We start from the raw sequence: 25,150 nt of genomic DNA, 5'->3' as shown, positions 1-25,150 counted from the left end.
ACAACTTGTGGTTTTGGAGGGTCGTCTATCTGTTAAGCGCGGCGAAATAGGCCTTTTCGATTTCGGCGGCCATCACATCGGCGCCGAATCGCGCCTTGAGGCTGGCCGTATCGGGCATGACGCGCCGGTAGGCGTCGAGATCGCGCAGCGCTTCACCCACCTTGTCGCCGAGTTGGCGCGGATCGGGACGGATCAGGGCAGGGGATCCCTCACCGAAGATTTCGGGAATGCCGCCGACGGCCGTGGCGATCATCGGCCTGCCGGCCGCTAGCGTCTCCAGAACGATATAGGGCATGGCTTCCGCGCGGGAGGGGACGACGACCAGATCGGCCAGCGAAAATGCCTCCCTGGCTGGCATAGGCGGCAAGAAGCGGACCTGTTTTTCGAGGCCCAGCCGTTTCACCTGCGCATGGTAGCGCGGCAGGTCGTCGCCATCGCCGACCATGACCGCGGTCAAGCGGCGCTCAAGCTGGGACCCGGCCAGCACCAGCGCCTCGATGAAAATGTCAGGCCCTTTGAGGTCGCGCATCATGCCGATGTAGAGCAGGTCGGCTGCGTCGGGCTGTGCGACCACCGGTTCGAACTCGGCGGCGCGCAGGCCGTTATAGACCAGCGTGTTCGGGATAGGCGGTTCGCCGACCTTCTTGCGATAGGTGCGCCGCTCATAGTCGGAGACGAACAGCAGGCAGTCGGTGAAGCGCGCCATGAAGCGCTCGAGCGCGAAGAACAGCTTCCCGGTCGTCGTCGTTTCGTCATAGTGGAGGGAGCCGCCATGCGGCGAATAGAGGCGGGCTACGCGAGACCTAGATACCCGCAACAATGAGCCGAACAGACGGGCATAGGCGCCACCTTTGGCGCCGTGCCCGTGCAACACGTCCGGCCGCAATTCCTTGATGATTCGATAGGTACGCCAGGCCGAGGCGAAGTCGCCCGGCCCGACATGGCGCTGCATCGGCGTGCGATGGATGCCGAGCGCCAGGCTGTCCTTCATCTGGTCGAACAGGCGTTCCTCGTATTCGCCGCCGGTGGTCGAATCGCAGACGATGCCGACAACATGTCCGGCGGCGAGCTGGGCCTCCGTCAGGTCGCGCACATGCCGGAAGATCCCGCCGACGGGTGAGCGAAAGCAGTGGACGATCCTGAGCTGGTCCGCCACGTTGATGTCAGAACAGGCGTTCGCGAACGTAGACCGTGTCGCCCGGCAGCAGCGGATCGGAGGTAACCACCCGGCCTGTCATCACCTTGCCGTTGATGTCGCGGGTGATGTCGACGCTTTCCTGGTTGGCGCGCGGCGAGAAACCGCCGGCAATCGCGATGGCCTTCTGCACGGTGAGGCCCGGCACGTAGGAATACTGGCCGGCGGCGCCCACTTCGCCCATGACGAAGATCGGCCGGTAGCGATCGATCTCGACCGACACGTCGGGGTCGCGCAGATAGCCTTGGCGCAGTTTGTCGGCGAGCGCTTTTTCCAGCTGCTGGGCCGTGTGGCCGCGCGCCGGCACCGCGCCGACCAGCGGGAAGGACATGTAGCCGGACTGATCGACACTGTAGGTGTTGGTCAGACCGTCCTGTTCGAACACGGTGACGCGGACACGGTCGCCGGCGCCGAGCCGATAGGGCTGGTCGAGTACCTCGTGGAAGGCCGCCGGCGTCGGCCGGTAGCTGGAGCAGCCGGCGAGCATCGACACGGCCAGCAGAGCGCGAAACAGACCAGCAGCGCTTTTCATGATCGGACACACACCTTCGTCGCTATGGCCGCCAGGACACGGCGGCAAACCTTAAGGATCTGGGTTCGTTATCATCCTGTTAGGGTTAATGGCCGGTAAAGGGACGCGGCCGATTTGGCGGCAATCGACAAAAAGCCGTATAGTTTTGCTGGCTTTGTTTACCGGATGTCAGCAAACCCTAACAGCTGCTTACCGCGATCTTAACGGCTGAGTTACCATAGTTGTTTACGCTACCATCTAGCCTCATGTCCGGAGCAGGAATGCATGTCCGACCAGTCCGCGGCCGCAGATGTCGATGTCGACCTGAGACAGCTCTTCGCCAGCCTGGCGCGGAACTGGCTGCGCATTCTTGTGATCACGCTTCTCGTCACTGGTCTCGCCTTCGCGTTCGCGTGGCTTGCCACGCCGCATTATAAGGCCACGACGCAGCTGAAAATCCAGTTGAGCGAATCGGCCTATACGCGGCCTGCCGGCACCAATGAAGACGACAAACCTGTGCTCGATGCGGAAGGTGTAGCAACCGAGGTTCAGGTCATTTCCTCGTCCGACATTCTCAAGCAGGTGGCTGCCGACCTTAAGCTGGGCGACAAGCCCGAGTTCAACTATGCGCTCGGCATGTCGCCGGTCACCCGGCTCCTGGTCATTGCCGGGCTGAAGAGCGATCCGGAAGAAATTCCGCTCGAAGAGCGCGTGCTGACGAAGATGCGCGACAAGCTCAATGTTTATGGCGTGGAAAAGACCCGCGTCATCGCCGTCGAATTTTCCTCTGAAGATCCCCAGCTTGCCGCTGACATTCCGAACGCCATCGCCAAGGCCTACCTGGCCTATCAGGCGGACGCCAAGACCAAGTCGAACGCCGCCGCGACCGCCTTCCTCGGGCCGGAAATCGACGATCTGCAGAAGCAGGTCAGGGATGCAGAGGCCAAGGTCGCGGCCTTCCGTTCCGCCCAGTCGGACCTGTTGATGGGCGGCAACAATTCGGTGCTGGCGACACAGCAATTGTCCGAGCTATCGACCGAACTGTCGCGTGTGCGCGCCAGCCGCGCTTCGGCCGAGGCGACGGCCGAAAGGGTGCGCCAGGCTTTGCAGAATGGCGGTTCGCTGGACGCTGTACCCGAAGTGCTGTCTTCCGATCTGATCCAGCGGCTGCGTGAGCGTCAGATCGAGCTCAGAACCAACATCGCCGATCTTTCCACCACCTTGCTCGACAACCATCCCCGCCTGCGGGCGATGAGGTCGCAGCTTGCCGATCTCGACGGCCAGATCCGCAACGAAGCGCAAAAAATCATGCGCGGGTTGCTGACGCAGGCGCAGACCGCCCAGGCGCGCGAAAACCAGCTGATATCGGACGTCAACAAGCTGAAAGCGGCGTCGTCGCGGGCCGGCGAGGAGCAGGTCCAGCTGGATGCGCTGCAGCGCGAGGCGAACGTCCGGCGCCAGCAGCTTGAATCCTATATGGCGAGCTTCCGCGAAGTGTCCTCGCGCAAGAATTACCTGCCGGTCGATGCCAGCGTGTTTTCCGAGGCGCGCGTGCCGTCGGAACCCTATTTCCCCAAGCTCGTGCCGATCGTCGGCGCCGCCTTAGTCGGCTCGCTGCTGCTGATGTCGGTCATCACGCTGCTGCAGGAGCTGTTTTCCGGCCGCGCCATGCGTCCGGCCCCAGGGGCGCGCTTCGAGCGTATCGAGCAGGTTGCGATGTCGGCAATGTCGGCGCCGGTCGTCCACCCGGAACCGGCTCCTGAGGTCGTGGAAGTGGACGATCAGCCGACGACCGTGGAGTCTGAACTGGTGCCAGAGCCCGAGCCGGCTCCTTCAGTGCTGGAAGGAGCAGCGGCTGCCGGTTCCGAACCGCAAGCCGAACCTGTCCGCTCCAGCCTTGGCGAGATCGATGTCGAGAAGGCGGCGGAAAAGCTGATCGCCAGCGGTGCTGCGCGCGCCATCTTCGTGTCGCCCGAAGGCGATGAGGCGGCTGCATCGGCAGTGCTGGTAGCGCGCGAAGTCTCCGACGCTGGCCTGCGCGTGCTGCTGCTCGATCTCACGGCGTCAGGTGCCGCCTCGCGGCCGATGCTGGACAGCGGACTTTTCCCCGGCATCACCAATCTGCTGGCTTCGGAAGCGCAGTTCAGCGACGTCATCCACGCCGACCTCTATTCGGACTGCCATGTCGTTCCCGTCGGCACCGCCGATCCGGTTCGCGCCATGCGCGCCGCCGACCGGCTGCCGATCATCATGCAGTCGCTGACCACCGCCTATGATCTGGTCATCGTCGAATGCGGACCGGCCGATGCGCAAGGCATCAGCCGACTGGTCGGCGACAGCACCGAGGTCTTCATGTCCATGCTGCAGGCGGACGATGAGGTGGCGCAGGCCGCCGTCGAGCTGATCGAAAGCGGCTATCCCGACCTCACTCTGGTGACGCCGATCGGCCACGAGACGCCGGGTAACCCCGTGCCGGGATGACGTAGCGCCGCCTGAGACATCAGACAATTCGACTTAGGCGGCGCTACTACGGATCGGCTCGTCCATCGCCCGCCGGCTCCCGAAAAACCAAGCCTGTCAGTCGGCGCCGGGATCTACCCCAACTCCAGGGTCGTCACGCCAAATATTCGGCGCGAGTCGACCTTCGGAGGCGGGCCCTTGTACATGCGCGTGGTGGTGAAGGTCGGGCTGAAACCAATTGCTGAAAGCGCCGTGGTGAAATCGAAATTTTCGGCAGGAACGTCGATATGCAGGTCGCCACCTTCGCATGCGGCAGCCAGACTGCCCATGAGCTGCATCGCCGTCTCGGTGTCGTCGGCAAACAGCGGGCCGATCTTGTAACCCGAACGGCAGGGACGAGCCACGGCGTAGCCTATGGTGCCGAGTGAACTGATCGCGGCGAACCCGCAATGCGGCGGCTGCGCCCAGCGGTGCAGGAAGGCTCGTCGAGGCGCGGGGAAACAGCGGGCGTCATAGACGATGATGTCGGGCACGAGTTGCGTGGTTATCATGCGCACCCCTTCGCTTCGGACGGGCGGGGTCGCGATACGGCCGCTGAAGCGGATGGTTTCGTACGCCGAGCTGAATCCCGTGCGGCGATAATTCGCCAGCTGCGCGGCGACCCCGTCGAGGCCGACCGTTCGGCCGGCCAGCCTGGCCATGCCCGCATTCCAGACTGCTTTGCCATGGCCTTTGCCGCGCATGTCTGGTCGGCAGATGTAGAGACCGATGAAACCGAAGTTGCCGCCATAGGCGACAGCCGAGATGGCGGCGGTCATCTCGTTGTCGACAAAAGCGCCGATGAACCCTTCAGGATCGGTTGGCCGGAACGCGGCGGCATCATCAAGGCCAGGGTTCCAGCCTTCAGCCGCCGCCCAGTCGATGAGAACGGTCAGTTCCGGCGGAGACAATGCGCGGACGGTAGGCTTCATAGCGTTCACTCCGCGGCGACCACCCCCGGCGAGAAGGATTTCAGCACGCCGCGATAGGGCTTGGCCAGCGGACTGGCATAGGAGCCGCGCTTCGAGGTCGACAGGCCCAATGCGATCAGCGCCTCGGCCTGTTTGAGGGCGGCGCCGACGCCGTCGATGACGGGCAGGTCGAACTCTTGCTGCAGCCGGTGTGCCAGGTCGGCCATGCCGGCGCAGCCGAGCACGATGGCCTCGGCGCGGTCTTCCGCTATGGCGCGGGCGATCTCGGCGCGCAGTTTCTCGACAGCGCCGGAAGCAGCGTCTTCAAGCGAGAGTACGGGAATGTCGGCGGCGCGCACGCGGGCACGCCCGGCCATGCCGTAGCGGTGCACCAGCCCCTCGACAGGGACACGCGAGCGTTCGGTGGTCGTCACCACTGTGAAGCGCTGGGCAATGTAGGAGGCGACACTGAGTGCGGCCTCGCAGATGCCGATGACCGGAATGGAGGCCATGGCGCGTGCCGCATCCAGGCCGGTATCGTCGAAGCAGGCGATGATGGCGGCCTGAGCCCCGGCACGTTCGCCGGCGGCGATCTCCATCAAAAGGCCGGGCACGGCCAATGCCTCGTCATAATAGCCCTCGATCGAGGCAGGACCCATCGAGGAGGTGACCGCGATCACCTCGGTCCCGGCGCCGGCAACGGCGCGCGCCGCCGCCGCGATCGTCTCGGTCATGCTCGCCGTCGTGTTGGGGTTCACCACCAGTATCTGCACGATCAAACCCTGGCCCGCTTGCGGCCGACATAGAGGATGGCGCCCAGTGTGGCCAGGATCACCAGGAAGGAGAACACGGTGGTCACCGTGCCCAGCGCATAGAGCACCGGCGTCGTGACATTGGTGGTCATGCCGTAGATCTCGAGCGGCAGCGTGTTGAAGGTGCCCGACGTCATCAGCGTGCGGGCGAACTCGTCATAGGACAGCGTGAAGCCGAACAGGCCGACGCCGATCAGGCTCGGCGCGATCATCGGCAGCACGACATGGGCGAAGGTCTGCCAGGAGTTGGCGCCCAGGTCACGCGCTGCTTCCTCATAGGCGGGCGAGAAGCGGTTGAAGACGGCGAACATGATGAGCACGCCGAAGGGCAAGGTCCAGGTCAGGTGCGCGCCGAAGGCCGATGTGTACCAGGCCGGGCGGAAGCCGACCTGCTGGAAGACGACGCCGATGCCGAGCGAAATGATGATCGAGGGTACGACGAGGCTGGCGACCGCCAGGTAGAACAAAGCGGTGGCGCCACGAAATTTTTGCCGGAAAGCGAGCCCTGCCAGCAGCGACACGACGACGGTGACGATCATCACCATGAGGCCGAGCACGAGCGAGCGCTTGAAGCTGCCGCCGAAATCGCCGACCGCCTGGCGCTCGAACAGATTGGCGAACCAGTGCAGCGACATGCCATTGAGCGGGAAGGTGAGGCCGCCGGTCTCGCCTTGGAAAGAAAGGATCAGGATCGCCGACAGCGGGCCATAGAGGAACAGCACGAACAGAGTGAAGAAGACCGCAAGCACATAGAAATCGAGGGTGCGTTTTTCGTGGCTCACCTCAGAGCTCCTTGCGGATATCGACGATGCGCAGGATGCCGGCGACCATCAAGAGCACCAACACCAGCAACACCACGGCATTGGCGGCGGCTGCGGGATACTGCAGCAGCGACATCTGGTTCTTCATCATCAGTGCGACCGACGCGCTCTGGCCGCCCGACATCACCTGCACGGTGGAGAAATCGGCCATCACCAGCGTGACGACGAAGATGGTGCCGATCGCCATGCCGGGCTTGGCCAGCGGGATGACGACGTTCCACAAGACCTGCCAGCCGGACGCGCCGGCATCGCGCGCGGCCTCAACCAGCGAGCGGTCGATGCGCATCAACGTGTTGAAGATCGGCGTTACCATGAACAGCGTGTAGAGATGCACCATGGCCAACACCACGGCGAATTCCGAATAGAGCAGCCATTCGATGGGTTTTGGCACCAGCCCCAACTGCACCAGCGCCGAGTTGATCAACCCGTTGCGGCCAAGCACCGGGATCCACGAGATCATGCGGATGATGTTGGAGGTCAGGAACGGCACCGTGCAGACAAGGAACAGCACCATCTGCATGGCGGTGGTGCGGATATGGAAGGCGAGGAAATAGGCCACCCAGAAGCCGATGAACAAGGTCAGGGCCCAGACGATGGCAGCGAATTTGATGGTGCTGAGATAGGTCTTCCAGGTGACCCATGATCCCAGCACGTCGAAATAGTTCGTCGTCAGGAAATCCGGATACATGGCGGCGAAGTCGTAGTCCCAGAAGGAGACGACGGCGATCATGATGATTGGCAAGAGCAGGAACGCACCGAGGATGAGCGCCAGCGGCGCCGATTGGAGGTAGGGCGTGACGGCACTGATGGAGAAGCGCCGGCGTCTGGCGGGCTTGGCTGCTGCGATGGCGGGGCGTTCGAGAGCGACTGTCATTGGGAAAATCCTCCGCGTGATCGCGATGACTTGCGATCCTTCGCGCCCCCCTCTGTCCTGCCGGACATCTCCCCCACGAGGGGGGAGATCGAACTCTCATAACGGCCTTCGCCAAACTCCAACGTTGCTAACGAAGAGCCGGCCATGACGCTGCCAATCTCCCCCCAAGTGGGGGAGATGTCCGGCAGGACAGAGGGGGGCGCGAAGGATCGCAACATCACAGTGAACGCGTCCGCTCTACGCGGCGATGAACTCGTTCCAGCGCTTCACCATGTAGCGGTCCTCGTCCATGACCGAGTTCCAGCAGGCGACTTTGCCCATACGCTCTTCGAACGAGCCGCCGTCGCGCACGGCGCCGGCCTTTTCCATGACGGTGCCGTCCGGCGCCTTGATCTCGCCCTTGGCCGGCTTGCCTTCGATCCAGTAGCCCCATTCGTCCTCGGACATGAACTTCTTGGCCGAGACCATATTGGCGGAATAGTAGCCCTGGCGGTTGAGATAGCCGCCGACCCAGCCCGACGTATACCAGTTGATGTATTCGTAGGCGGCGTCGAGCTCGGCGCCCTTGAGATGGGCGGCAAGGCCAAGGCCGCCGCCCCATGACCGGTAGCCTTCCTTGAGCGGCTGGAAGCGGCAGGCGATGCCCTTGGAGCGGACGGCGGCGACGGCCGGCGACCACATCGACTGGATGACCACTTCGCCCGATGCCATCAGATTGACGCTCTCGTCGAACGACTTCCAGAAGGCGCGGAACTGGCCGGCCTGCTTGGCCTTGATGAGGAAGTCGATCGTCTTGTCGATCTCTTCCTTGGTCATGTTGCCCTTGTCGGCATATTTGATGCTGCCTGTGGCCTCCATGATCATGGCCGCATCCATGATGCCGATGGACGGGATGTTAAGGATCGCGGTCTTGCCCTTGAAGGCCGGGTCCATGATGTCGGCCCAGGTGGTGATGTCGCGGCCGACGAGGTCGGGCCGGATGCCTAGCGTATCGGCGTTGTAGATCGTCGGCACCATGGTGAACCACTTGGTCGGCGCCTTGGCGAAGGTCTTTGAGTCCTGCGCTTCGACATAGCCGACCGTGTGCGGCGCGGTGCCCTGGGCAATGATGCTGTCGGGCGTCAGCTTGCCGGTTTTGAACAACGGCACCAGTTCGTCGTAGTATTTCAGCTTGCTGACATCCATCGGCTGCAGCACGCCGCTCGGGAACACCTTCTTGCAGATCCAGTATTCGATGTCGGCGATGTCATAGCTGTCGGGCTGGGTCACGGCGCGCTGGGCGGCCGCGTCCGAATCGGTCGCCGTCATTTCCAGCGTGATGCCGAGGTCGGCCTTGCACTTGTCGGCGATCGCGTTCAGGTTCGACACGCCGGTGCCGAACTGGCGCAGCGTGATGTTGGACTGCGCCCAGATGGTCGGGAAGCCTGTAATGGCGCCCGAGCCTGCGGCGAGGCCGACGGCGGCCGCACCTGTCTTGAGCAACGAACGGCGCGAAATTCCGGTCTTTGTTTCTACTGTTTTTGTCATTCCTATTCCCCTGTTTTGTTTTGCTTCGTTGAATTCATGAATGAAGGCGGCCGAGGACGATGGCGTCCTCGGAATCCCAGGCGAGCGGTACGGCGTCGCCAAGGGCGACGGGTTTGGCGAAGAAGTCGGAATCGTCGATGATAACGGTGAAATCGTCGATGCCGCCGCCGGTGACCGACAGCTTCACCGTGGCGCCGCGATATTCGATGTTGGAGACGATGCCGGTGAAGCCGAGGCCGGGAGAGGGTGCTTCGCCGATGCGCACATGGTCGGTGCGGATGGCGATGTCGATCGGCGTGCCCACCTCCTGGCCCGCCTCCCGGCCTTGCCCGCGGGCGGCGAGCGAGGCGCCACCATTGACGTCGAAGACGACCATGCCGCCACGCTCGCCGGTGACCCGGCCGGAGATGACATTGTGGTCGCCCATGAAGCGCGCGACAAAGGCCGTGGCCGGCCGCTGGAATACATCGCGCGGCGGTGCCGCCTGTTCGATGCGGCCGTCATTCATCACCACGATCAGGTCCGCCAAGGCCATGGCCTCTTCCTGGCTGTGGGTGACGTGGACGAAAGTGATGCCAAGCGAGGTCTGCAATTTCTTCAGCTCGGCGCGCATGCGTATCTTCAGGAACGGGTCGAGTGCCGACAGCGGCTCGTCGAGCAGCAGCGCCTCGGGATCGGTGATCAGAGCGCGGGCGAGTGCAACACGCTGCTGCTGGCCGCCGGAAAGCTGCGCCGGCCGGCGCGTCGCATAGGCCTCCATCTGCATCAGCTTGAGCATGTCGAGCGCCTTGGCACGGCGCTGCTCCTTGTCGACGCCCTTCATCTTCAGGCTGAAGGCGACATTGTCGACAAGGTCGAGATGCGGAAACAGCGCATAGGACTGGAACATCATCGCCGTGCCACGCTTTGCCGGCGGCAGGTCGGTGACGACAATGTTGCCGAGGCGGACATCGCCCGACGAAATGCTTTCGTGCCCGGCGATCATGCGCAGCGTCGAGGTCTTGCCGCAGCCGGAGGGGCCAAGCAGGCAGCAATAGGTGCCTGCCGGTATTTTCAGGCTGATGGCCTCGACGGCAGTCGTCGTTCCGTACACTTTCGAAACGGAGACGATGTCGATCTCGGCGGCTTTGGACATTCAGGCTTCCCCGTTTGGTCGCATTAACCAATGCATTATGCGTGCCAATCGGCGGCAATCGGCCCAAGCGTTTGAATCGACAGCGAAATCGGGGTTCTTGCCCACTGCCTAGCCGGTAGGCTATCTTGTGCATTGCACAAATTATGGGCGATTGTGCGCGATCTGCACAAGAATCGTATGCAATCTTTTTTGGCTTCGTGTCCACTTTGCCTCTCGTGCGCAGGCGACGAGTCGCGCTAGAAGAGGCTGGGAACCATCATCGCCATGAACATTGCCGATCAGATCCATTCCGCCGACAGCGCCAACCAGGATCGCGCCCAGGCGATTCGCGACAATCTGCGGGACGCCATCGTCGACCGTCGGCTGACGCCCGGCACCAAGCTGTCGGAAGGCGAGGTCGGCACGCTGTTCGACGTCTCGCGCACCGTCGCGCGCGCGGCGCTGCAGATGCTGTCCTTCGAGGGGCTGGTGCGTACCGAGCGCAACCGTGGCGCCTTCGTCGCCAACCCTTCGCCCGAGGAAGCGCGCCAGGTGTTCGCATCGCGCCGGCTGATCGAGCCGGGCATAGCCATTGCCGCCTGTGGGCGGGTCACAGCCACCGATATCGCTGCGTTCCGCGCGCAGCTCGACGAGGAAGGCCGCTTCATCGCCGAGCGCGGCCCAGCCGCCCGGCGCTCCGAAATCAAGGCGTCGGGCGATTTCCATCTGCTGCTCGCCTCCGTCGCCGGCAATGCCATCCTGCAGCGCTTCATGGAGGAGCTGGTGGCGCGTTCGTCGCTGGTCATCGCCCTTTACGGACGATCCGGCGTGTCGGCCTGCGGACACAGTGAGCACACGGAAATGGTCGGCGCGCTGGAAAGCGGCGATTGCGGGTTGGTGAGCCGGCTGATGCTGCACCATATCGACCACATCGAGGCAGATCTCGACCTGCGGGTCAGGGCCGGCCCGGCGCTCCGCGAAGCGCTGAATTTCTGAACGCTAGTTTTCGTCGTCCGTGGGAGCGGGCGCTGCCTGTCCGGCGGCCTTGCGGCGCAGCATCTTGGTCAGCTTCCAGACCGTCGGGTTGTTCTTGATGAAGGCTTTCGCCCGTGCGCCCTGCCGCAGCGCCGACGCCAGGGCGCGTCCCTTCAGCGTCAGGGGCGCCAGCACCTCGAAATGCTGGGTCTCGATATCGCACCAGAGCCGCTTGTAGGGCTCGTCGCCGACCGAGAAATCATAGACATCGAAGCCTGTTTGGCAGGCTTCCTCGATGATGTCGAAGAAAAGGAAATCGCCGGGGCTGGTGTGGCCGAGATCGTCCTCGGCGATGGCGCCGAATTCGCAGATCAGGCGTTTGCCCGAGCGGCTCGAGCCGGTGATTGCACGCAGCTTGCCGGCCACTTCGAGCCCATGCAGCACAAAGGCCGGTTTCTCCTCGGCCAGCGCGCCGGCGAAGAGGGCACGGAAGAAAGCCCGCACCTCCGGCTCGCCGAAGACATTGGCGATGCCCATCTTGGCGAAGCGGAACTCCTTCATCTCGAAGAAAGCGTCGAGCAGCCGGTTCACGTCTTCGGGTGTCTGCGCCTCGATGCGGCGATGAACGCCGACCGCCTCGAATTTTCGTGTCTGCGAACGGTGCTTCTTGCGCTTGCGCTTGCCGCCCACACGCGACAGCAGCGCATCGAAACCACCGTCGAGATTGACGGCGAGCGACAGGTTTGGGCTCGGAAAGTTGGAGAACGCCACCAGCGGATTGGCAACACCATCGAGGTCGGGCAGAAGCCTTTCCAAGGCAACGAGATCGATGTCGGGACGCGCCTTGCCGATCGCCGTCACCAGCCTGCGGATCCCCCCAGCATCTGCCTTTGCCAGCCATGCCGGATCGGCGGCGGCGAAATTGCCGTTGGCATGGCGCCCGCCCATGAAGCGGGCGACGCGGAATGGACCAGTTCGCGTGATTTCCAGTGCCAGTGCAAAGACCGGCCTGTCCTCGATTGTCAGCGTGGCAATGACGGCATCGGGATTAGCCTGCGCCGTCCAGGCACGAACCCAGTCCGCGCTTTGCGCCGGCGCAAACAGCGCCGAACGGCAGAATTCGCCGTAAGAGGCGAGCGCGGCAGCATCTGCGATCGACACCGACAGACTGGTCTGGTCGGCAGCCGGCGTGCGCGCAGACGCCTTGCTTGCGGCGAGCCGATTGCCGTCAAATGACGCGGTGGCGTCAACCATACCTCAATCCTTAAGGCGTATTCGTCGCGATCAGGAGTTCGCGTCGGCGCGTTCCGTGCTTGGATCGAGCCTAGGCGCAAAAGGTGAATGAATGATCGACGGTGGTGAGGCAGTTCGGAAACTGGCGCTTAATATCGCCCGCTTTACCGGCCTTGCACCGCTGGCCAAGCCGTTTGTCGGCGGCATTGGCGCCATCCTCATGTTGCATCGGGTCACCGCCACGCCGGAGAAGCCGGACGGCGTTAACCGCCACCTCAACATCGCCCCGCGATTCCTCGACGCTCTCGTCGCCGACATGAAGTCGAGGGGCTATGCCTTCGTCACCCTCGACGAGGCGATCGAGCGCATCAAGGCCGGCGGCAAGGACGGCCAGTTCGCCACCATCACCGCCGACGACGCCTATCGCGACAACATGACCGAAGCGCTGCCAGTGCTCGAAAAGCACGACGCGCCGATCACCATCTATGTCGCGCCGGGTCTGATCGACGGCAGCGCCGATTTATGGTGGGACGTGGTCGAGGATATCGTCAACGCGCGGGAGCGTTTGACGCTGGCGACGCCGAAGGGGCCGGTGACCATAGACTGCTCGACCCACGGCAAGAAACTCCACGCCAATGCGCGTCTGCATGCCTATCTGACGCTCGAGGTGCGCGAGGAGGATCAGCGCGCCGTGCTGCGCGATCTGGCGCACTCGAACGGCATCGACCTCGATGGCTTGCGCCCAAGCACGCTGATGACCTGGGACGACATCCGCGCCGTGGCCGGGCACAGGCTGGTGACGATCGGCGCGCATACGGTCAACCACCGCAATCTGAAGCGGCTCGACGAAGGCGATGCGCGCCATGAGATCGTCGACGTCAGGCGCCAACTGCAGGCGCAGCTCGGCGAAGACCCCCGTCATCTCGCTTACCCCTATGGTTACGCCAGCGCTGTCGGCTGCCGCGAAGTGGGCTTTGCCCGCGACGCCGGCTACGCCTCGGCGGTGACCACTCGCCACGGCGTGCTGCACGCCGAGCACGCCGGCTTCCTGCACGCGCTGCCGCGCATTTCGATCAACGGCCGCTACCAGAGCGTCGCCCATATCCGCACCATGTTGTCGGGCTTAACGACGCCGCTGGCCAATGCCGGCAAAATGGTGGTCACCATCTAACCTGGGGCGGGCTCTTCAGCCTTTCGGCGGCGGCTCCAGGATCAGCCATTTGATGATGCCCATCGCAGGCAGCACCCAGAACAGGCCGCTGAACAGGAAGAACAGGAAGTGCACCAGCGGGCTGGATTGCGACAGCTGCGCGACCGCTATGATCGACGCGACCAGCGCATAGATGATGACCAGCGCCACCAGCAGGAAAGTTCCGATCAGCTTTTTCAGGCGGATGGGCATGAGCGTTCTCGTTGATCGCCTCCGCTTAGGCCCAACCGCGCGCCTGTGCAACCCGGGAGATGCGGCGCGACGGCGTGCCGCGCCGTCCGGTCTTGTCAGCCGGGTTGCGATGGTTCACCAATCCGCCACGTCAACCTGCCGGGACCAACCATGGCCGCCATATCAGCCGCCGCGCCTTACATTGACCGCGATCGCGACTTGAAAAATCGGGCGCTGGTGCGCGGCTGGCTGTATGTCGTGCTTCTGGTGCTGTTTGCGCTGGTGCTGGTCGGCGGCGCCACCAGGCTCACCAATTCCGGCCTGTCGATCACCGAGTGGAAGCCGATCCACGGTGTGATACCGCCGCTCAATGACGCGGAGTGGCAGGAGGAATTCCAGCTTTATCAAAAGATTCCGCAATATGCCGAGCTCAACAAGGGCATGAGCCTGGACGCCTTCAAATCGATCTTCTGGTGGGAATGGGCGCACCGCATCCTGGCGCGCAGTGTCGGCCTGGTCTTCGGCCTGCCGTTGCTGGTCTTGTGGGCGACGCGCCGCATCGAGCGCGGCCTTGGGCCAAAGCTGGTCGGTATTCTGCTGCTTGGTGGCCTGCAAGGCGCCATCGGCTGGTGGATGGTGGCCTCCGGCCTGGTCGACCGCGTCTCCGTCAGCCAGTACCGGCTGGCGACGCATTTGACGCTTGCCGCCCTGATCTTCACTGCCACCATGGTGGTCGCGCGCGGGCTGGCGCCGCATTCGGAGCCTGCCGCCGGCCGGTCGACGCAAAGACTGGCCGGTTTCATCGTGCTGCTGGCGCTGGTCCAGATCTATCTCGGCGGGCTGGTCGCAGGGCTCGACGCCGGCCTGAGCTACAACACCTGGCCGCTGATGGACGGCAAGATCATCCCCGGCGAGCTGCTGCTGCTCGAACCGGCCTGGCGCAATTTCTTCGAGAACCCGAAGACGGTGCAGTTCGTCCACCGGCTCGGCGCCTATACGGTCTTTGCCATCGCGCTCTGGCATATGATAGCGACGCGCCGGCGGCTGCCGGGCACGACACACGCACGCCGCGCAACGCTGCTGTTTCTGCTGGTGCTGGTGCAGGCCTCGATCGGCATCGGCACGCTGCTGATGCAGGTGCCGCTGCACATGGCGCTGACCCATCAGGCCTTCGCGCTGGTCCTGCTGGGATTTGCCGCCGCCCACTGGCGCGGCAACAAGGGCGCCTATCCACTGCCAACGCGGCCGCCCATGAACGCAGGTACATCGTCTACGGTGTCTTGGCCGTCGCAATAATCTATTTCGCGAACGAACTGCCTCGCTACGTCTAAAGCGCGAGGCTGCGCCGGTCAGAAGCTGAGCCGCACCTTTCGGATCACTCCCGCAACCGACAGCTCGCGGTTCTCGTCGACCGCATTCTCGTCCTCATGATGCCATGCGGCCGACAGGCAGCCATAGGCGATGGCATGGTCGAGAATGGCAGCCGGCGTCTGGCCGAGTGTCCTGGCGAAGATCTCAGCCATATGCGCGATGCGCTCGGGATCGAGGCAGAGGTCGTCGCGCCCCAGTGGGTTGTAGAACAGATTGGCGGCGTCGAAGCCGGGATCGCCGAGCACGCCCTTCGGGTCGATCGCCAGCCAGCCGCGCGCACCGTGCAAAATGTTGTCGTGATGCAGGTCGCCATGCAGCGGCTTGACCGCATGCGGGGCATCGAGCAGCCGGTCCGCGATTTCGGCGGCCTCGATATAGAGGCTGTGCTCTCCGGCGTCGCGATCGGCTCCGGCCTTTTTGAACAGGCTGGCAAACCGTGTCCGCAGCGGCTGCAGGTCCGGCGGGGCAGGGTGTCTTGAGGGCGAGAACAGTCTCCCCATCAACTCGGCCGCGATTGCGGTCGCGGCGTTGTCGCCTTCTTTGGCCAGAACGTCGGAAAGCAGGGTGTCGCCGGCATATTCGAGCAGCATGCGGTGGCCGTCCCGGCCAAGCAGCCGCACCGCGCCTTCGCCGCGCCGCCATGCGAGATAGTGCTCGCCGCGCAACTCGTCCTCGACATCGTCGAATGGTTTGAGCGCCTTGACGATGGCCGGCGAGCCGTCCTCACGCCGCACCTTCCAGATGCGGCTCGAAAACGTCTCCGCAATGAGCTCGGGCGCGCTGATCTTCCAGCGCTTTGGAAATGCAGGCGCGTCCATTCAGAGCGTGATGCCGAAAAGTGTTAAGCGGTTTTCGGGCGACAGAATGCTCTCTCCAACTGAATTAAAGGCCGAGCATCAGATCCATGTTCTGAACGGCAGCACCCGAGGCGCCCTTTCCGAGATTGTCATAGACCGCAATCAGCAGCGCCTGCGCCCGGTCGTCATTGGCAAAGACATAGACCTTCATGCGGTTGGTGCCGTTATAGACCTCGGGATTGATCTCGGGCAGGCGCTCCACGTGCTCGTAAGGAGCTACCTCGACCACGCCGCCCTTGATGGCGGCAAAATGGTCGGCGATTGCCGCGTGCAGTTCGGCCCCGGCCGGCACATGGTCGAGCCCGCCGAGCTGCAGCGGCACCACTGTGATCATGCCTTGGGCGAAATTGCCGACCGCCGGCTGCATGATCGGATCGTGCGACAGCTTCGCATAGGTGCGCAGCTCCGGCACATGCTTGTGCTGCAGGGTCAGCCCATAGACCTGGAATTCAGAGGCATCCTCGCCCTTGGCGACATAGTCCTCGATCATCGGCCGGCCGCCGCCCGAATAGCCCGAAATGCCATTGACCGTGATCGGGAAATCCGCCGGCAGCAGACCGGCAGCGACCAGCGGCCGCAGCGTCGCGATCGGCCCTTGCGGCCAGCAGCCGGGATTGGCGACGCGTTTCGCATTGGCGATGATCTTGGCCTGATCCTTGTCCAGCTCGGCAAAACCGTATTCCCAGCCCTCGGCGACGCGATGCGCCGTGGAGGCGTCGATCACCTTGGTGGTGTCGTTGGCAATCAGCGACACGCTTTCCTTGGCAGCCGCATCCGGCAGGCACAGGATGGCGACATCGGCTGCATTGAGGAACTCGGCGCGCGCCGCCGTTTCCTTGCGGCGCTCGGCCGGGATCGAGATGATCTCGAGGTCGCCGCGCTCGGCCAGCAGCGCCCGGATCTGCAGGCCGGTGGTGCCGTGTTCGCCATCGATGAAGATTTTCGGTTTCATGTGCCCGTCAATTCCCTGCTAATTCAGGCCTATATGCCCTGGCCATGGTTTGCCGCGCCATGGTTGCCGCTGTTCAGCTCTTCCGCCCGCGCTTTTCGCTCGGCCACCAGGCCGAGATAGTGCATGGCCACCATCGAGCCGGCGATCGCCGTTATATCGGCGTGATCATAGGCCGGCGCAACCTCGACGACGTCGGCGCCGACAATATCGACTTGGCCGAGCTGGCGCAGCGTCGACAGGATTTTCGCCGAGGACGGTCCGCCGGCAACCGGCGTGCCGGTGCCGGGCGCAAAGGCCGGGTCGAGGCAGTCGATGTCGAAGGTGAGATAGGTCTTCCTGCCGCCGGTGCGGTCGACGATCGCATAGGCGATGTCGGAAGCCCGCATCTCCTCGATCTCGTGACCGTAAAGGATCTTGATGCCGAACGTATCGGGGGCATGCGTGCGGATGCCGATCTGGATCGAACGATCAGGATCGATGATGCCCTCATTGACGGCGCGCCCGACGAACGAACCGTGGTCGATGCGCTTGCCATCGTCAGGCCAGGTGTCCTGATGCGCGTCGAACTGCACCAGCGCCAGCGGCCCATGGATGGCGGCATGCGCCTTGAGCAGCGGCCAGGTGACGAAATGGTCGCCGCCGAGCGACAACAGGAAGGCACCCGATTTCAGGATCTTCGCCGCCTCGCGCTCGATCGTGCCTGGTGTCTTCTGGTGATTGCCCGAATCGAGCAGGCAATCGCCATAGTCGATGACGGCGAGATGCTCGAACAGGTCGCGCGAGAACGGATATTGCGGGTCGTTGTCGAGGATCGCCGAGGCGCGGCGGATCGCCTGCGGCCCGAAGCGCGCGCCCGGCCGGTTGGTGACGGCGGCATCGAACGGAATGCCCCACACGACGGCGTCCGCGCCCTTTGCATCCTTGGTGTATTTGCGCCGCATGAACGACAGCGCGCCGGCATAGGTCGGCTCGAAGGAAGGCCCCGTCTTGGAGCGGGCGGTGAACGCGTTGTCGATGGTCTGGTTCGCCATTACGGGTCCTTCTTTGTTCATCGGGCTGCCACAACTACAGAACCGGCACGCAAGATGCCAGTCACAGCTTGGCGAAGGACTTGTATCGCCAAGGTGCAAGGCCCGGCGGCTTCCTCTCCGGCGGCTGCGGCGATGAACTGGCGGTGCAGGCCGGCATGCCGGCCGAGACCACGGTTTCTGGGCCGAACGCGGCGCCACCATCATCCAGACCGACGAACCGAAGGCTGCCATTGGCTGGCTGGGGGCCAACGGGTTTAGGGTGCCTTATGTGGATGAGGCGAAGCCGGCCGAGCCGCGAATACGGCGAGTATCAATTAGAAATCGTACGTCGGCGCCATCACCCCACCCGGCGCTGCGCGCCGACCTCCCCATCGAGGGGAGGTAGGGCGTTGGCGCTTTAGATTCCGACAGTCGTAGCGATTGCGAGGCATGCAAGGCTGCCGCGACCTCCTACCTCCCCTCGATGGGGAGGTCGCGCCGAAGGCGCGGGTGGGGTGACAGCGCCGCCCGCAAAATCTTCACGCCGCTTTCGCCACCCCATCCAATTCCCTTAGCACATCGGCCGACAGCTCCAGTTCCGCCGCCGCCAGGTTCTCTCTCAAATGCCCGATCGACGACGTCCCCGGGATCAGCAGGATGTTCGGCGAGCGGCGCAGCAGCCAGGCGAGCGCAACCTGCAAGGGTGTGGCGCCGAGCCGCGCGGCCACATCCGACAAGGTCGACGACTGCAGCGGGCTGAAACCGCCGAGCGGGAAGAACGGCGTGTAGGCGATACCGGCGCGCGCCAGTTCATCGATCAACCCGTCGTCGTCGCGATGCGCCAGATTGTACTGGTTCTGCACGCAGACGATCTCGGCGATCCCACGGCCTTCCTCGACCTGCGCTGGGGTGACGTTGCTCAGGCCGATATGGCGCACCAGACCCTTGCGCTGCAGTTCGGCAAGCGCGGTCAACTGCGGCTCGATCGAGCCCTCGGCGGGACCCATCACCCCGAACATGATGCGCAGATTGACGACATCCAGCACCTCAAGACCGAGATTCCTGAGATTATCGTGCACGGCCTGCTCAAGTTCCTTGGCGGAATAGGCAGGCAGCCATGAGCCGTCGCTGCCGCGCCGCGCCCCGATCTTTGTGACGATGACGAGGTCTTGCGGATAGGGCGCCAGCGCTTCGCGGATCAGCTGGTTGGTGACATGCGGGCCATAATAGTCGCTGGTGTCGATGTGGTTGACCCCGGAGGCCACCGCTTCGCGCAGCACTGCAATGGCCGCGTCATGATTCTTCGGCGGACCGAAAACGTGCGGGCCGGCAAGTTGCATGGCGCCGTAGCCGAGCCGTTTCACGGTGTGGCTGCCGAGGGTGAATGTGCCGGATTTTTGGATGGTGGACATGGTCGGTCTCCTTTGAGGAGGCGAAGATAGACGCTGCTCAACCTCGGGATAATAAGGTACAATCCGTACAGCTTGTGCGGAATGGCGAACAATGATGGACCTTGGCGATCTGAACGCTTTCGTGACGGTGGCGCGTGCCGGCGGCTTTCGCGAAGGGGCTCGCGCCGGCGGCGGCAGCGCGTCGGGCCTGAGCGAAGCGGTGCGCCGCCTGGAGACGCAGCTCGGCGTCAGGCTGTTCAACCGCACGACACGCAGCGTCGTTCCGACCGACGCAGGTCTCAGCCTGCTCGGACGGCTTGGCCCGGCGCTGTCGGAGGTGGAGGCGGCCCTCGACGTGGTCAATGGCTTTCGCGACAGGCCGGCTGGTTCGCTGCGCCTCAACGTCCCGGTCAGCGCCGCGCGGCTGATATTGCCCGACATCGTTCCGGGCTTCCTCGCCGCCTATCCCGGCATTCGGCTGGAGGTCATCGCCGATGAGAACTTCGTCGACGTGCTGGCGGCGGGCTGCGACGCCGGCATCCGCTATGACGAGCGACTGGAGCAGGACATGATCGCGGTGCCGATCGGACCGCGCGTCCAGCGCTTCGCCACTGGCGCCAGCCCCGCCTATCTCGAGCGCCATGGGCGGCCGCAGCACCCGAGCGACCTGCTTGGCCATGCTTGTCTGCGCGGTCGTTTTGCCAGCGGTGCGATGCTGCCGTGGGAATTCGAGCGCGACGGCGAGGTGGTGCGTGTCGACACGACGGGGCCGTTGATCGTGCGGATCGGCGGGGCGAGCGATCTTGCCGTCCATGCGGCCATTGCCGGCAGCGGCATCGTCGCTCTCTTCGAGGGCTGGCTTCGCCCTCACTTCGAAAGCGGCGCCCTGGAGCCCGTGCTCGAACCGTGGTGGCAGAGTTTTCCCGGACCATTTCTGTACTATCCCGGACGGCGTCTGGTTCCAGCGCCGCTACGGGCGTTTATCGATTACATCAAGGCCGGCAAGTTCTGAGACTTGAACCGAGGCCGGCGCCATCACCCCACCCGGCGCTTCGCGCCGACCTCCCCATCGAGGGGAGGTAGGGTGCCGCGTTTTTATGGTCGAACTGGTTTGTAGCCGCTGGACCATCGTGGATTGTCCGGGCGGCAAAACTGCCGCGACCTCCTACCTCCCCTCGATGGGGAGGTCGGCGCGAAGCGCCGGGTGGGGTGACTGCCGAGACCCAAAAGAAAAGGCCGCCCGGAGGCGGCCTTTCGATGTCTGGAACGTCGCAGCGCTTAGCGCTTCGAGAACTGGAAGGAACGACGGGCCTTCGCCTTGCCGTACTTCTTGCGCTCGACGACGCGGCTGTCGCGGGTCAGGAAGCCGCCCTTCTTGAGCACGGCGCGCAGTGCCGGCTCATAGTAGGTCAGCGCCTTGGAGATGCCGTGACGAACGGCACCGGCCTGGCCGGACAGGCCGCCGCCGATGACGGTGGCGACGATGTCGTACTGGCCGGCGCGGTTGGAAGCGATGATCGGCTGGTTGAGGATCATCTGCAGGACCGGACGCGCGAAATAGGTCGCGAATTCCTTGTCGTTGACGACGATCTTGCCCGAACCCGGCTTCACCCAGACGCGGGCGATGGCGTTCTTGCGCTTGCCGGTGGCATAGGCGCGGCCCGACTTGTCGAGCTTCTGGACATGGACGGGTGCTGCCGGCTGGGTGTTGGTGTTGCCGGTGGCGGCGCCCAATTCTGCGAGCGAGGAAAGCTCAGCCATCTTATGCAACCTTCTTGTTCTTGGCGTTCAGCGCGCCGACGTCGAGGGTGACGGGCTGCTGGGCGACATGCGGATGTTCCGTGCCTGCATAGACGCGGAGGTTCTTCATCTGACGACGGCCGAGCGGCCCGCGCGGGATCATGCGTTCGACGGCCTTCTCGACGACACGCTCGGGGAAACGGCCCTCGAGCAGCTGGCGCGCGGTGCGCTCCTTGATGCCGCCGGGGTGACCGGTGTGCCAGTAATAGACCTTGTCGGTAAACTTCTTGCCGGTGAACACCACCTTGTCGGCATTGATGACAATGACGTTATCGCCGTCGTCGACATGCGGGGTGAAGGTGGGCTTGTGCTTGCCGCGAAGATGATTGGCGATGACAGTGGCGAGACGGCCGACGACGAGACCCTCGGCGTCGATCAGCACCCACTTCTTCACCACATCCGCAGGCTTCTGCGAAAAGGTTGCCATGGATTTTCTGCTTTCGATTTTGACCTTCCGAAGAAGGCGTTTCTTGTTGCTTGGATTGGCGACAAGGCACTTGCCCGCCGCCAATAACAAAACGGCGGCCTTTGCGGGCCGCTGCTTCGTGACGGCTTATAGGCGAGGGGGTGGTGCACGTCAAGGCGCGGGAAAAGCACGTCTGCTCGTAAAGTGTAATAAAAACAAAGGTTTGATCAAAAGGTATTATTTTACCACATCGGCGGCGCGCTTCGGCGGGATCGAATAGGTGCCGGTCGCATGCGCTACCGTGTGTCCCTTCGGTCCGGCGACGATGTCGATATCGAACACCATCAGGCTCTTGCCCAGCTTCAGGATGCGGCAATGGCCGTCGATCGGCCCGGCTTCGGCCTTGCGGACAAAATTGATGTTGAGGTTGACGGTAACCGAAAGCGCATCCGGCCCGGCATGGCTGAGCACGCAGACATAGCCGCCAATGTCGGCCAGCGTGAACAGCGAGGGCCCGGACACCGTGCCGCCGGGACGCAAATGCCGTTCGCTGGCGTTGAGCCGCACCGTGCAGCCGCCGGGAAACACATCGAGCGCCTCATACGACGTGAACTCGTCGTTGAGCTGGGGGTAGACGCTGGCCATCAGCGCATTGACTTCAGCCGCCGTCAGCACCGGCTTGAGATTGTCCTGGGCGGGCATGTCGGTCTCTCGTTCTATGCCGGGCCTGTATGAACGCAATGATGCGCTTCTGGCAACACCTCTGGCGCAAGCGATGGGTGTTGATGAAACTCGATCCGATATTAGATAGTCTGGCGGCGCCCGGCGGAATCGCGGAGACCCTTGTCATGGCCGAAATCCTTTCGATCAAACCTGTTGCCATAGACGGGCCGGTCATCGCCGGGCTGGACAAGGGCGTGCTGCGCCTGACGCTCGCCAATCCGCCCGCCAATGCCTTGTCGCTTTCCGTCATGGCGGCATTGAGCGCCGAGCTCGACCGTGCCAAGGCCAACAAATCGGTCCGCGTCATCGTCTTGGCGGCCGCCGGGAAAGTCTTCTGCGCCGGTCACGATCTCAAGGAAATGACCGCGCGCCGCGCCGACGCCGACAAGGGCAAGGGGTTTTTCGAGCAGACATTTTCGGCTTGCGCGGCGTTGATGCAGCAGATCGTGCGCCATCCGCTCCCGATCATCGCCGAAGTCGATGGCCTAGCCACCGCTGCGGGGCTGCAACTGGTTTGCAGTTGCGACCTCGCCATTGCCTCGCATGAAGCGACCTTCTGCACGCCGGGCGTCAATATCGGCCTGTTTTGTTCGACGCCGATGGTGGCGCTGTCACGCAACGTGTCTCACAAGCACGCCATGGAAATGCTGCTCACCGGCGAGACCATCGATGCCGCAACCGCCAAGGAATTCGGCCTGGTCAACCGCGTCGTGCCGCGCGAATACCTGAATCAGATCGTCACCAAATACGCGCAAACCATTGCCTCCAAATCATCTCTGGTGGTCAAGACCGGCAAGGAAGCCTTTTACGCGCAGGCCGAGATGGGGTTGGCGGACGCGTATGCCTATACCGGCCGCGTCATGGTCGAGAACATGCTGGCCCGCGACGCCGAGGAAGGCATCGGCGCCTTCATCGGCAAGCGCAAACCGGAATGGACGGACGAATAGGTTTTCGATCCATGGAACCGCGCATCTCCATCATCACCATCGCCACCGACGATCTCGAGCGCGCCGTGCGCTTTTACGAAGGCATGGGCTTGAAGCGCCACGCCGGCATCACCGATGGCGTCGCCTTCTTCCAGATGGGCGGCGCCATTCTCGGCCTGTTCCCGAGGCCAAGCGCCGAGGAGGATTCAGGCATTGCCTTCGCCGCAGCACCGTCGGCGGTCTACCTAGCCTACAACACCCGCTCCGATGCCGAAGTCGACGACGTGCTGGCGGCCGCCGAGAAGGCCGGCGGCAGGATCGTCAAGCCGGCAGGCCGCGCCTTCTGGGGCGGCTGGTATGGATATTTCGCCGATGCCGACGGCCATGTCTGGGAAGTCGCACACAATCCGGCCTTCCCGATCGCGGATGACGGCACCATCTCGCTGCCGGACTGAGCGTCCGCATGGGCTATCGCAAGCAACTGACCCGGCTTAAGGCGCCTTATCTCAAACGCATCCTGATTGACCCCGAGCGCGTGGAAGATTGGGACAAGTATCCCTGGAACCTGCCTCTGTTCCGCGGCCGCGAATTCGAGCTCGAATTCACCACGCCGATCACCATCATTGTCGGCGAAAACGGCACCGGCAAATCGACGCTGCTGGAAGCGATCGGCGCGCTGGCCGGTTACGACGAAGCCGGCGGCGGCAAGGGCTATCGTCCGGTCGATCATTCCATCGCCATCGACAAGAGCGGTGCGGCACTGGCGAATACATTCCGCGGCCACTGGCTGCCAAAAGTCACCGCCGGCTGGTTCTTTCGTGCCGAATCTTTTTACTCGGTCGCGCGCTATCTCGACCAGGCGGCACTCGAAGACCCGTTCGGACCGCCGCCGCCGGACTTTCTATCGTGGTCGCATGGCGAAGGGTTCATTCGCTTTTTCGAGGAGCGCTGCCGCCGGCAAGGCATCTACATCCTCGACGAGCCCGAAAGCGCGCTGTCGCCGTCGCGGCAGATCGAATTGTTGAAGATGCTGCGGCGCATGGACCAGTCAGGCACGGCGCAAGTGATCATGGCGACGCATTCGCCGCTGCTGATGGCTTGTCCCGGCGCGCGGCTCTTCCGAATCAGCCGTTTCGGCCTCGACCCCACAGATTTCACCGATACCGATCATTTTCGCATGATGCGCGACTTCTGCACGGACCCGCAGTCCTTTATGGAGGAAGCACTGAGGGAGACCGACGAGTGAATCACGATAGCTACGACAATGCCTATATCGGCGGCATCCTCAATTCTGTGAAGACCATCGCCATGGTCGGCGCGTCGGCCAACGATGTCAGGCCGAGCTTTTTCGTGCTGAAATATCTGCTGGCCAAGGGCTTTTCGGTGTTTCCGATCAATCCGGGGCAGGCCGGCAAGGAAATCCTCGGCCGCATGACCTATGCCAGCCTTGCCGATCTGCCGGAGCCGGTCGACATGGTCGACATCTTTCGCGCCTCTGCATCGGTGCCCGGCATTGTCGATGAGGTGCTGAAGCTCGACCCCTTGCCGAAGGTGATCTGGATGCAGCTTGGCGTGCGCGATGACGAGGCGGCCGCGCGTGCCGAGGCGGCCGGTATCAAGGTGGTGATGAACCGCTGCCCGAAGATCGAATATGGCAAGCTGTCGGGCGAGATCGGCTGGACCGGCGTCAACTCCGGTGTGCTTTCGTCGAAGAAGCCGCTGATGCGGTCGGGATTCCAGAGTTTCGGTGTGCGCCAGAAGTAAGGCAGTGAATGGTGAATGGTGAATAGAAGGATTTTCCTGGAAGCCGGGTAAAGCCGCATATGAGCGGCTTGCAATCAAGGTGGGACTGGCCGACTTT

General features: G+C 63.5%; 26 protein-coding genes and 1 pseudogene. 10 read left to right on the top strand and 17 right to left on the bottom strand.

The window, feature by feature from the left end; translation table 11 throughout:
• Positions 1 to 25: 25 nt before the first annotated feature.
• Both NKK50_RS16090 and NKK50_RS16085 read right to left on the bottom strand, forming a co-directional pair.
• Positions 26 to 1,156, bottom strand: a complete 1,131-nt coding sequence (locus tag NKK50_RS16090; RefSeq protein WP_023669389.1) for a glycosyltransferase — start codon at positions 1,154 to 1,156, stop codon at positions 26 to 28.
• A 7-nt stretch (positions 1,157 to 1,163) separates the two neighbouring features.
• Positions 1,164 to 1,727 (bottom strand): polysaccharide biosynthesis/export family protein, encoded by a 564-nt coding sequence (locus NKK50_RS16085; protein WP_023669390.1) that lies wholly within the window; start codon positions 1,725 to 1,727, stop codon positions 1,164 to 1,166.
• A 264-nt stretch (positions 1,728 to 1,991) separates the two neighbouring features.
• On the opposite strand from NKK50_RS16085, the gene NKK50_RS16080 reads away from it, so the two are divergent.
• Complete coding sequence (locus NKK50_RS16080; RefSeq protein WP_352543629.1) at positions 1,992 to 4,187, top strand: GumC family protein; 2,196 nt, start codon at positions 1,992 to 1,994, stop codon at positions 4,185 to 4,187.
• Between the two features lie 113 nt (positions 4,188 to 4,300).
• Here the strand turns inward: NKK50_RS16080 and NKK50_RS16075 are convergent, their stop codons facing one another.
• From NKK50_RS16075 to NKK50_RS16050, 6 genes are all read right to left on the bottom strand, one after another.
• Complete coding sequence (locus tag NKK50_RS16075) at positions 4,301 to 5,137, bottom strand: GNAT family N-acetyltransferase (protein WP_023834216.1); 837 nt, start codon at positions 5,135 to 5,137, stop codon at positions 4,301 to 4,303.
• 5 nt (positions 5,138 to 5,142) lie between these two features.
• On the bottom strand, positions 5,143 to 5,889 hold the full coding sequence (locus tag NKK50_RS16070) for an aspartate/glutamate racemase family protein (RefSeq protein WP_023682327.1): 747 nt from the start codon (positions 5,887 to 5,889) through the stop codon (positions 5,143 to 5,145).
• 2 nt (positions 5,890 to 5,891) lie between these two features.
• A complete protein-coding gene (locus tag NKK50_RS16065; RefSeq protein ID WP_023834215.1) occupies positions 5,892 to 6,710 on the bottom strand; it encodes an ABC transporter permease in 819 nt (272 codons plus the stop codon).
• A 1-nt stretch (position 6,711) separates the two neighbouring features.
• Complete coding sequence (locus NKK50_RS16060) at positions 6,712 to 7,623, bottom strand: ABC transporter permease (RefSeq protein ID WP_352543628.1); 912 nt, start codon at positions 7,621 to 7,623, stop codon at positions 6,712 to 6,714.
• A 237-nt stretch (positions 7,624 to 7,860) separates the two neighbouring features.
• Positions 7,861 to 9,150, bottom strand: a complete 1,290-nt coding sequence (locus NKK50_RS16055) for an ABC transporter substrate-binding protein (protein WP_023682324.1) — start codon at positions 9,148 to 9,150, stop codon at positions 7,861 to 7,863.
• 34 nt (positions 9,151 to 9,184) lie between these two features.
• Positions 9,185 to 10,285 (bottom strand): ABC transporter ATP-binding protein, encoded by a 1,101-nt coding sequence (locus NKK50_RS16050; protein ID WP_352499244.1) that lies wholly within the window; start codon positions 10,283 to 10,285, stop codon positions 9,185 to 9,187.
• A 264-nt stretch (positions 10,286 to 10,549) separates the two neighbouring features.
• Between NKK50_RS16050 and NKK50_RS16045 the strand changes: the two genes are divergently transcribed.
• Positions 10,550 to 11,260, top strand: a complete 711-nt coding sequence (locus tag NKK50_RS16045) for a GntR family transcriptional regulator (protein WP_352499245.1) — start codon at positions 10,550 to 10,552, stop codon at positions 11,258 to 11,260.
• Between the two features lie 3 nt (positions 11,261 to 11,263).
• On the opposite strand, the gene NKK50_RS16040 is transcribed toward NKK50_RS16045, so the two are convergent.
• Positions 11,264 to 12,493, bottom strand: coding sequence for a GNAT family N-acetyltransferase (locus NKK50_RS16040; RefSeq protein WP_023669399.1), 1,230 nt, complete (start codon positions 12,491 to 12,493; stop codon positions 11,264 to 11,266).
• A gap of 91 nt (positions 12,494 to 12,584) precedes the next feature.
• On the opposite strand from NKK50_RS16040, the gene NKK50_RS16035 reads away from it, so the two are divergent.
• The gene (locus tag NKK50_RS16035) at positions 12,585 to 13,643 is read left to right on the top strand and encodes a polysaccharide deacetylase family protein (RefSeq protein ID WP_023669400.1); all 1,059 of its coding nucleotides are present in this window, start codon (positions 12,585 to 12,587) and stop codon (positions 13,641 to 13,643) included.
• 15 nt (positions 13,644 to 13,658) lie between these two features.
• On the opposite strand, the gene NKK50_RS16030 is transcribed toward NKK50_RS16035, so the two are convergent.
• Entirely contained in the window at positions 13,659 to 13,874 is a 216-nt protein-coding gene (locus NKK50_RS16030; RefSeq protein WP_023669401.1) for a DUF2842 domain-containing protein, read from the bottom strand.
• Positions 13,875 to 14,024: 150 nt separating this feature from the next.
• On the opposite strand from NKK50_RS16030, the gene NKK50_RS16025 reads away from it, so the two are divergent.
• A complete protein-coding gene (locus tag NKK50_RS16025; protein ID WP_023669402.1) occupies positions 14,025 to 15,149 on the top strand; it encodes a COX15/CtaA family protein in 1,125 nt (374 codons plus the stop codon).
• A 53-nt stretch (positions 15,150 to 15,202) separates the two neighbouring features.
• Here the strand turns inward: NKK50_RS16025 and NKK50_RS16020 are convergent, their stop codons facing one another.
• The 3 genes from NKK50_RS16020 to speB form a co-directional block, all read right to left on the bottom strand.
• Positions 15,203 to 16,042: an aminoglycoside phosphotransferase family protein gene (locus NKK50_RS16020; protein ID WP_023669403.1), complete on the bottom strand. Its 840-nt coding sequence runs from the start codon at positions 16,040 to 16,042 to the stop codon at positions 15,203 to 15,205.
• Between the two features lie 64 nt (positions 16,043 to 16,106).
• Complete coding sequence (gene argC / locus NKK50_RS16015; protein WP_023743592.1) at positions 16,107 to 17,033, bottom strand: N-acetyl-gamma-glutamyl-phosphate reductase; 927 nt, start codon at positions 17,031 to 17,033, stop codon at positions 16,107 to 16,109.
• Between the two features lie 29 nt (positions 17,034 to 17,062).
• Positions 17,063 to 18,064: an agmatinase gene (speB, locus tag NKK50_RS16010; protein ID WP_023669405.1), complete on the bottom strand. Its 1,002-nt coding sequence runs from the start codon at positions 18,062 to 18,064 to the stop codon at positions 17,063 to 17,065.
• A gap of 98 nt (positions 18,065 to 18,162) precedes the next feature.
• Between speB and NKK50_RS16005 the strand changes: the two are divergent.
• Positions 18,163 to 18,382, top strand: a pseudogene (locus NKK50_RS16005) (glycerophosphodiester phosphodiesterase family protein); the annotation flags it as partial.
• A gap of 200 nt (positions 18,383 to 18,582) precedes the next feature.
• On the opposite strand, the gene NKK50_RS16000 reads toward NKK50_RS16005, so the two are convergent.
• Positions 18,583 to 19,455: an aldo/keto reductase family oxidoreductase gene (locus NKK50_RS16000; protein WP_023689475.1), complete on the bottom strand. Its 873-nt coding sequence runs from the start codon at positions 19,453 to 19,455 to the stop codon at positions 18,583 to 18,585.
• A gap of 91 nt (positions 19,456 to 19,546) precedes the next feature.
• Here NKK50_RS16000 and NKK50_RS15995 point away from each other — a divergent pair, with 91 nt between their 5' ends.
• Positions 19,547 to 20,446, top strand: a complete 900-nt coding sequence (locus NKK50_RS15995; protein WP_023693291.1) for a LysR family transcriptional regulator — start codon at positions 19,547 to 19,549, stop codon at positions 20,444 to 20,446.
• Between the two features lie 266 nt (positions 20,447 to 20,712).
• Here NKK50_RS15995 and rpsI read toward each other — a convergent pair whose 3' ends face one another.
• From rpsI to NKK50_RS15980, 3 genes are all read right to left on the bottom strand, one after another.
• Positions 20,713 to 21,195 carry a 30S ribosomal protein S9 gene (rpsI, locus tag NKK50_RS15990; RefSeq protein WP_023669408.1) on the bottom strand — a complete coding sequence of 161 codons (483 nt, stop codon included), beginning with the start codon at positions 21,193 to 21,195 and terminating at the stop codon, positions 20,713 to 20,715.
• A gap of 1 nt (position 21,196) precedes the next feature.
• A complete protein-coding gene (gene rplM, locus NKK50_RS15985; protein WP_023669409.1) occupies positions 21,197 to 21,661 on the bottom strand; it encodes a 50S ribosomal protein L13 in 465 nt (154 codons plus the stop codon).
• Positions 21,662 to 21,877: 216 nt separating this feature from the next.
• A complete protein-coding gene (locus tag NKK50_RS15980) occupies positions 21,878 to 22,342 on the bottom strand; it encodes a PaaI family thioesterase (RefSeq protein ID WP_023693292.1) in 465 nt (154 codons plus the stop codon).
• Positions 22,343 to 22,488: 146 nt separating this feature from the next.
• Here NKK50_RS15980 and NKK50_RS15975 point away from each other — a divergent pair, with 146 nt between their 5' ends.
• From NKK50_RS15975 to NKK50_RS15960, 4 genes are read left to right on the top strand one after another with little or no spacing between them, the layout of a single operon-like run.
• The gene (locus NKK50_RS15975; RefSeq protein ID WP_023689473.1) at positions 22,489 to 23,310 is read left to right on the top strand and encodes an enoyl-CoA hydratase; all 822 of its coding nucleotides are present in this window, start codon (positions 22,489 to 22,491) and stop codon (positions 23,308 to 23,310) included.
• A gap of 11 nt (positions 23,311 to 23,321) precedes the next feature.
• A complete protein-coding gene (locus tag NKK50_RS15970; protein WP_023689472.1) occupies positions 23,322 to 23,744 on the top strand; it encodes a VOC family protein in 423 nt (140 codons plus the stop codon).
• 8 nt (positions 23,745 to 23,752) lie between these two features.
• Positions 23,753 to 24,535 carry an AAA family ATPase gene (locus NKK50_RS15965; protein ID WP_352543627.1) on the top strand — a complete coding sequence of 261 codons (783 nt, stop codon included), beginning with the start codon at positions 23,753 to 23,755 and terminating at the stop codon, positions 24,533 to 24,535.
• Positions 24,532 to 25,053 carry a CoA-binding protein gene (locus NKK50_RS15960; protein WP_023711525.1) on the top strand — a complete coding sequence of 174 codons (522 nt, stop codon included), beginning with the start codon at positions 24,532 to 24,534 and terminating at the stop codon, positions 25,051 to 25,053. Before NKK50_RS15965 ends, NKK50_RS15960 begins: the two co-directional genes overlap by 4 nt.
• The last annotated feature ends 97 nt before the right edge of the window (positions 25,054 to 25,150 follow it).

This window comes from Mesorhizobium sp. M0001, assembly GCF_040324255.1.
Taxonomy (GTDB): domain Bacteria; phylum Pseudomonadota; class Alphaproteobacteria; order Rhizobiales; family Rhizobiaceae; genus Mesorhizobium.
The sequence above is the reverse complement of the archived record's forward strand: the minus strand, read 5'-3'. Positions and strand labels throughout refer to the sequence as shown.

Bases quoted from the DNA above. Each gene is read 5' to 3' on its own strand.
- NKK50_RS16035 (WP_023669400.1), top strand. From the start codon at position 12,585: ATGATCGACGGTGGTGAGGCAGTTCGGAAACTGGCGCTTAATATCGCC.
- NKK50_RS15980 (WP_023693292.1), bottom strand. From the start codon at position 22,342: ATGCCCGCCCAGGACAATCTCAAGCCGGTGCTGACGGCGGCTGAAGTC.
- NKK50_RS16020 (WP_023669403.1), bottom strand. From the start codon at position 16,042: ATGGACGCGCCTGCATTTCCAAAGCGCTGGAAGATCAGCGCGCCCGAG.
- NKK50_RS16045 (WP_352499245.1), top strand. From the start codon at position 10,550: ATGAACATTGCCGATCAGATCCATTCCGCCGACAGCGCCAACCAGGAT.
- speB (WP_023669405.1), bottom strand. From the start codon at position 18,064: ATGGCGAACCAGACCATCGACAACGCGTTCACCGCCCGCTCCAAGACG.
- NKK50_RS16055 (WP_023682324.1), bottom strand. From the start codon at position 9,150: ATGACAAAAACAGTAGAAACAAAGACCGGAATTTCGCGCCGTTCGTTG.
- NKK50_RS16060 (WP_352543628.1), bottom strand. From the start codon at position 7,623: ATGACAGTCGCTCTCGAACGCCCCGCCATCGCAGCAGCCAAGCCCGCC.
- NKK50_RS16040 (WP_023669399.1), bottom strand. From the start codon at position 12,493: ATGGTTGACGCCACCGCGTCATTTGACGGCAATCGGCTCGCCGCAAGC.
- NKK50_RS15995 (WP_023693291.1), top strand. From the start codon at position 19,547: ATGATGGACCTTGGCGATCTGAACGCTTTCGTGACGGTGGCGCGTGCC.
- NKK50_RS16000 (WP_023689475.1), bottom strand. From the start codon at position 19,455: ATGTCCACCATCCAAAAATCCGGCACATTCACCCTCGGCAGCCACACC.
- NKK50_RS15975 (WP_023689473.1), top strand. From the start codon at position 22,489: ATGGCCGAAATCCTTTCGATCAAACCTGTTGCCATAGACGGGCCGGTC.
- NKK50_RS16085 (WP_023669390.1), bottom strand. From the start codon at position 1,727: ATGAAAAGCGCTGCTGGTCTGTTTCGCGCTCTGCTGGCCGTGTCGATG.
- rpsI (WP_023669408.1), bottom strand. From the start codon at position 21,195: ATGGCTGAGCTTTCCTCGCTCGCAGAATTGGGCGCCGCCACCGGCAAC.
- NKK50_RS15970 (WP_023689472.1), top strand. From the start codon at position 23,322: ATGGAACCGCGCATCTCCATCATCACCATCGCCACCGACGATCTCGAG.
- NKK50_RS16050 (WP_352499244.1), bottom strand. From the start codon at position 10,285: ATGTCCAAAGCCGCCGAGATCGACATCGTCTCCGTTTCGAAAGTGTAC.
- NKK50_RS16080 (WP_352543629.1), top strand. From the start codon at position 1,992: ATGTCCGACCAGTCCGCGGCCGCAGATGTCGATGTCGACCTGAGACAG.
- rplM (WP_023669409.1), bottom strand. From the start codon at position 21,661: ATGGCAACCTTTTCGCAGAAGCCTGCGGATGTGGTGAAGAAGTGGGTG.
- NKK50_RS16025 (WP_023669402.1), top strand. From the start codon at position 14,025: ATGGCCGCCATATCAGCCGCCGCGCCTTACATTGACCGCGATCGCGAC.
- NKK50_RS16030 (WP_023669401.1), bottom strand. From the start codon at position 13,874: ATGCCCATCCGCCTGAAAAAGCTGATCGGAACTTTCCTGCTGGTGGCG.
- NKK50_RS15965 (WP_352543627.1), top strand. From the start codon at position 23,753: ATGGGCTATCGCAAGCAACTGACCCGGCTTAAGGCGCCTTATCTCAAA.
- NKK50_RS16075 (WP_023834216.1), bottom strand. From the start codon at position 5,137: ATGAAGCCTACCGTCCGCGCATTGTCTCCGCCGGAACTGACCGTTCTC.
- argC (WP_023743592.1), bottom strand. From the start codon at position 17,033: ATGAAACCGAAAATCTTCATCGATGGCGAACACGGCACCACCGGCCTG.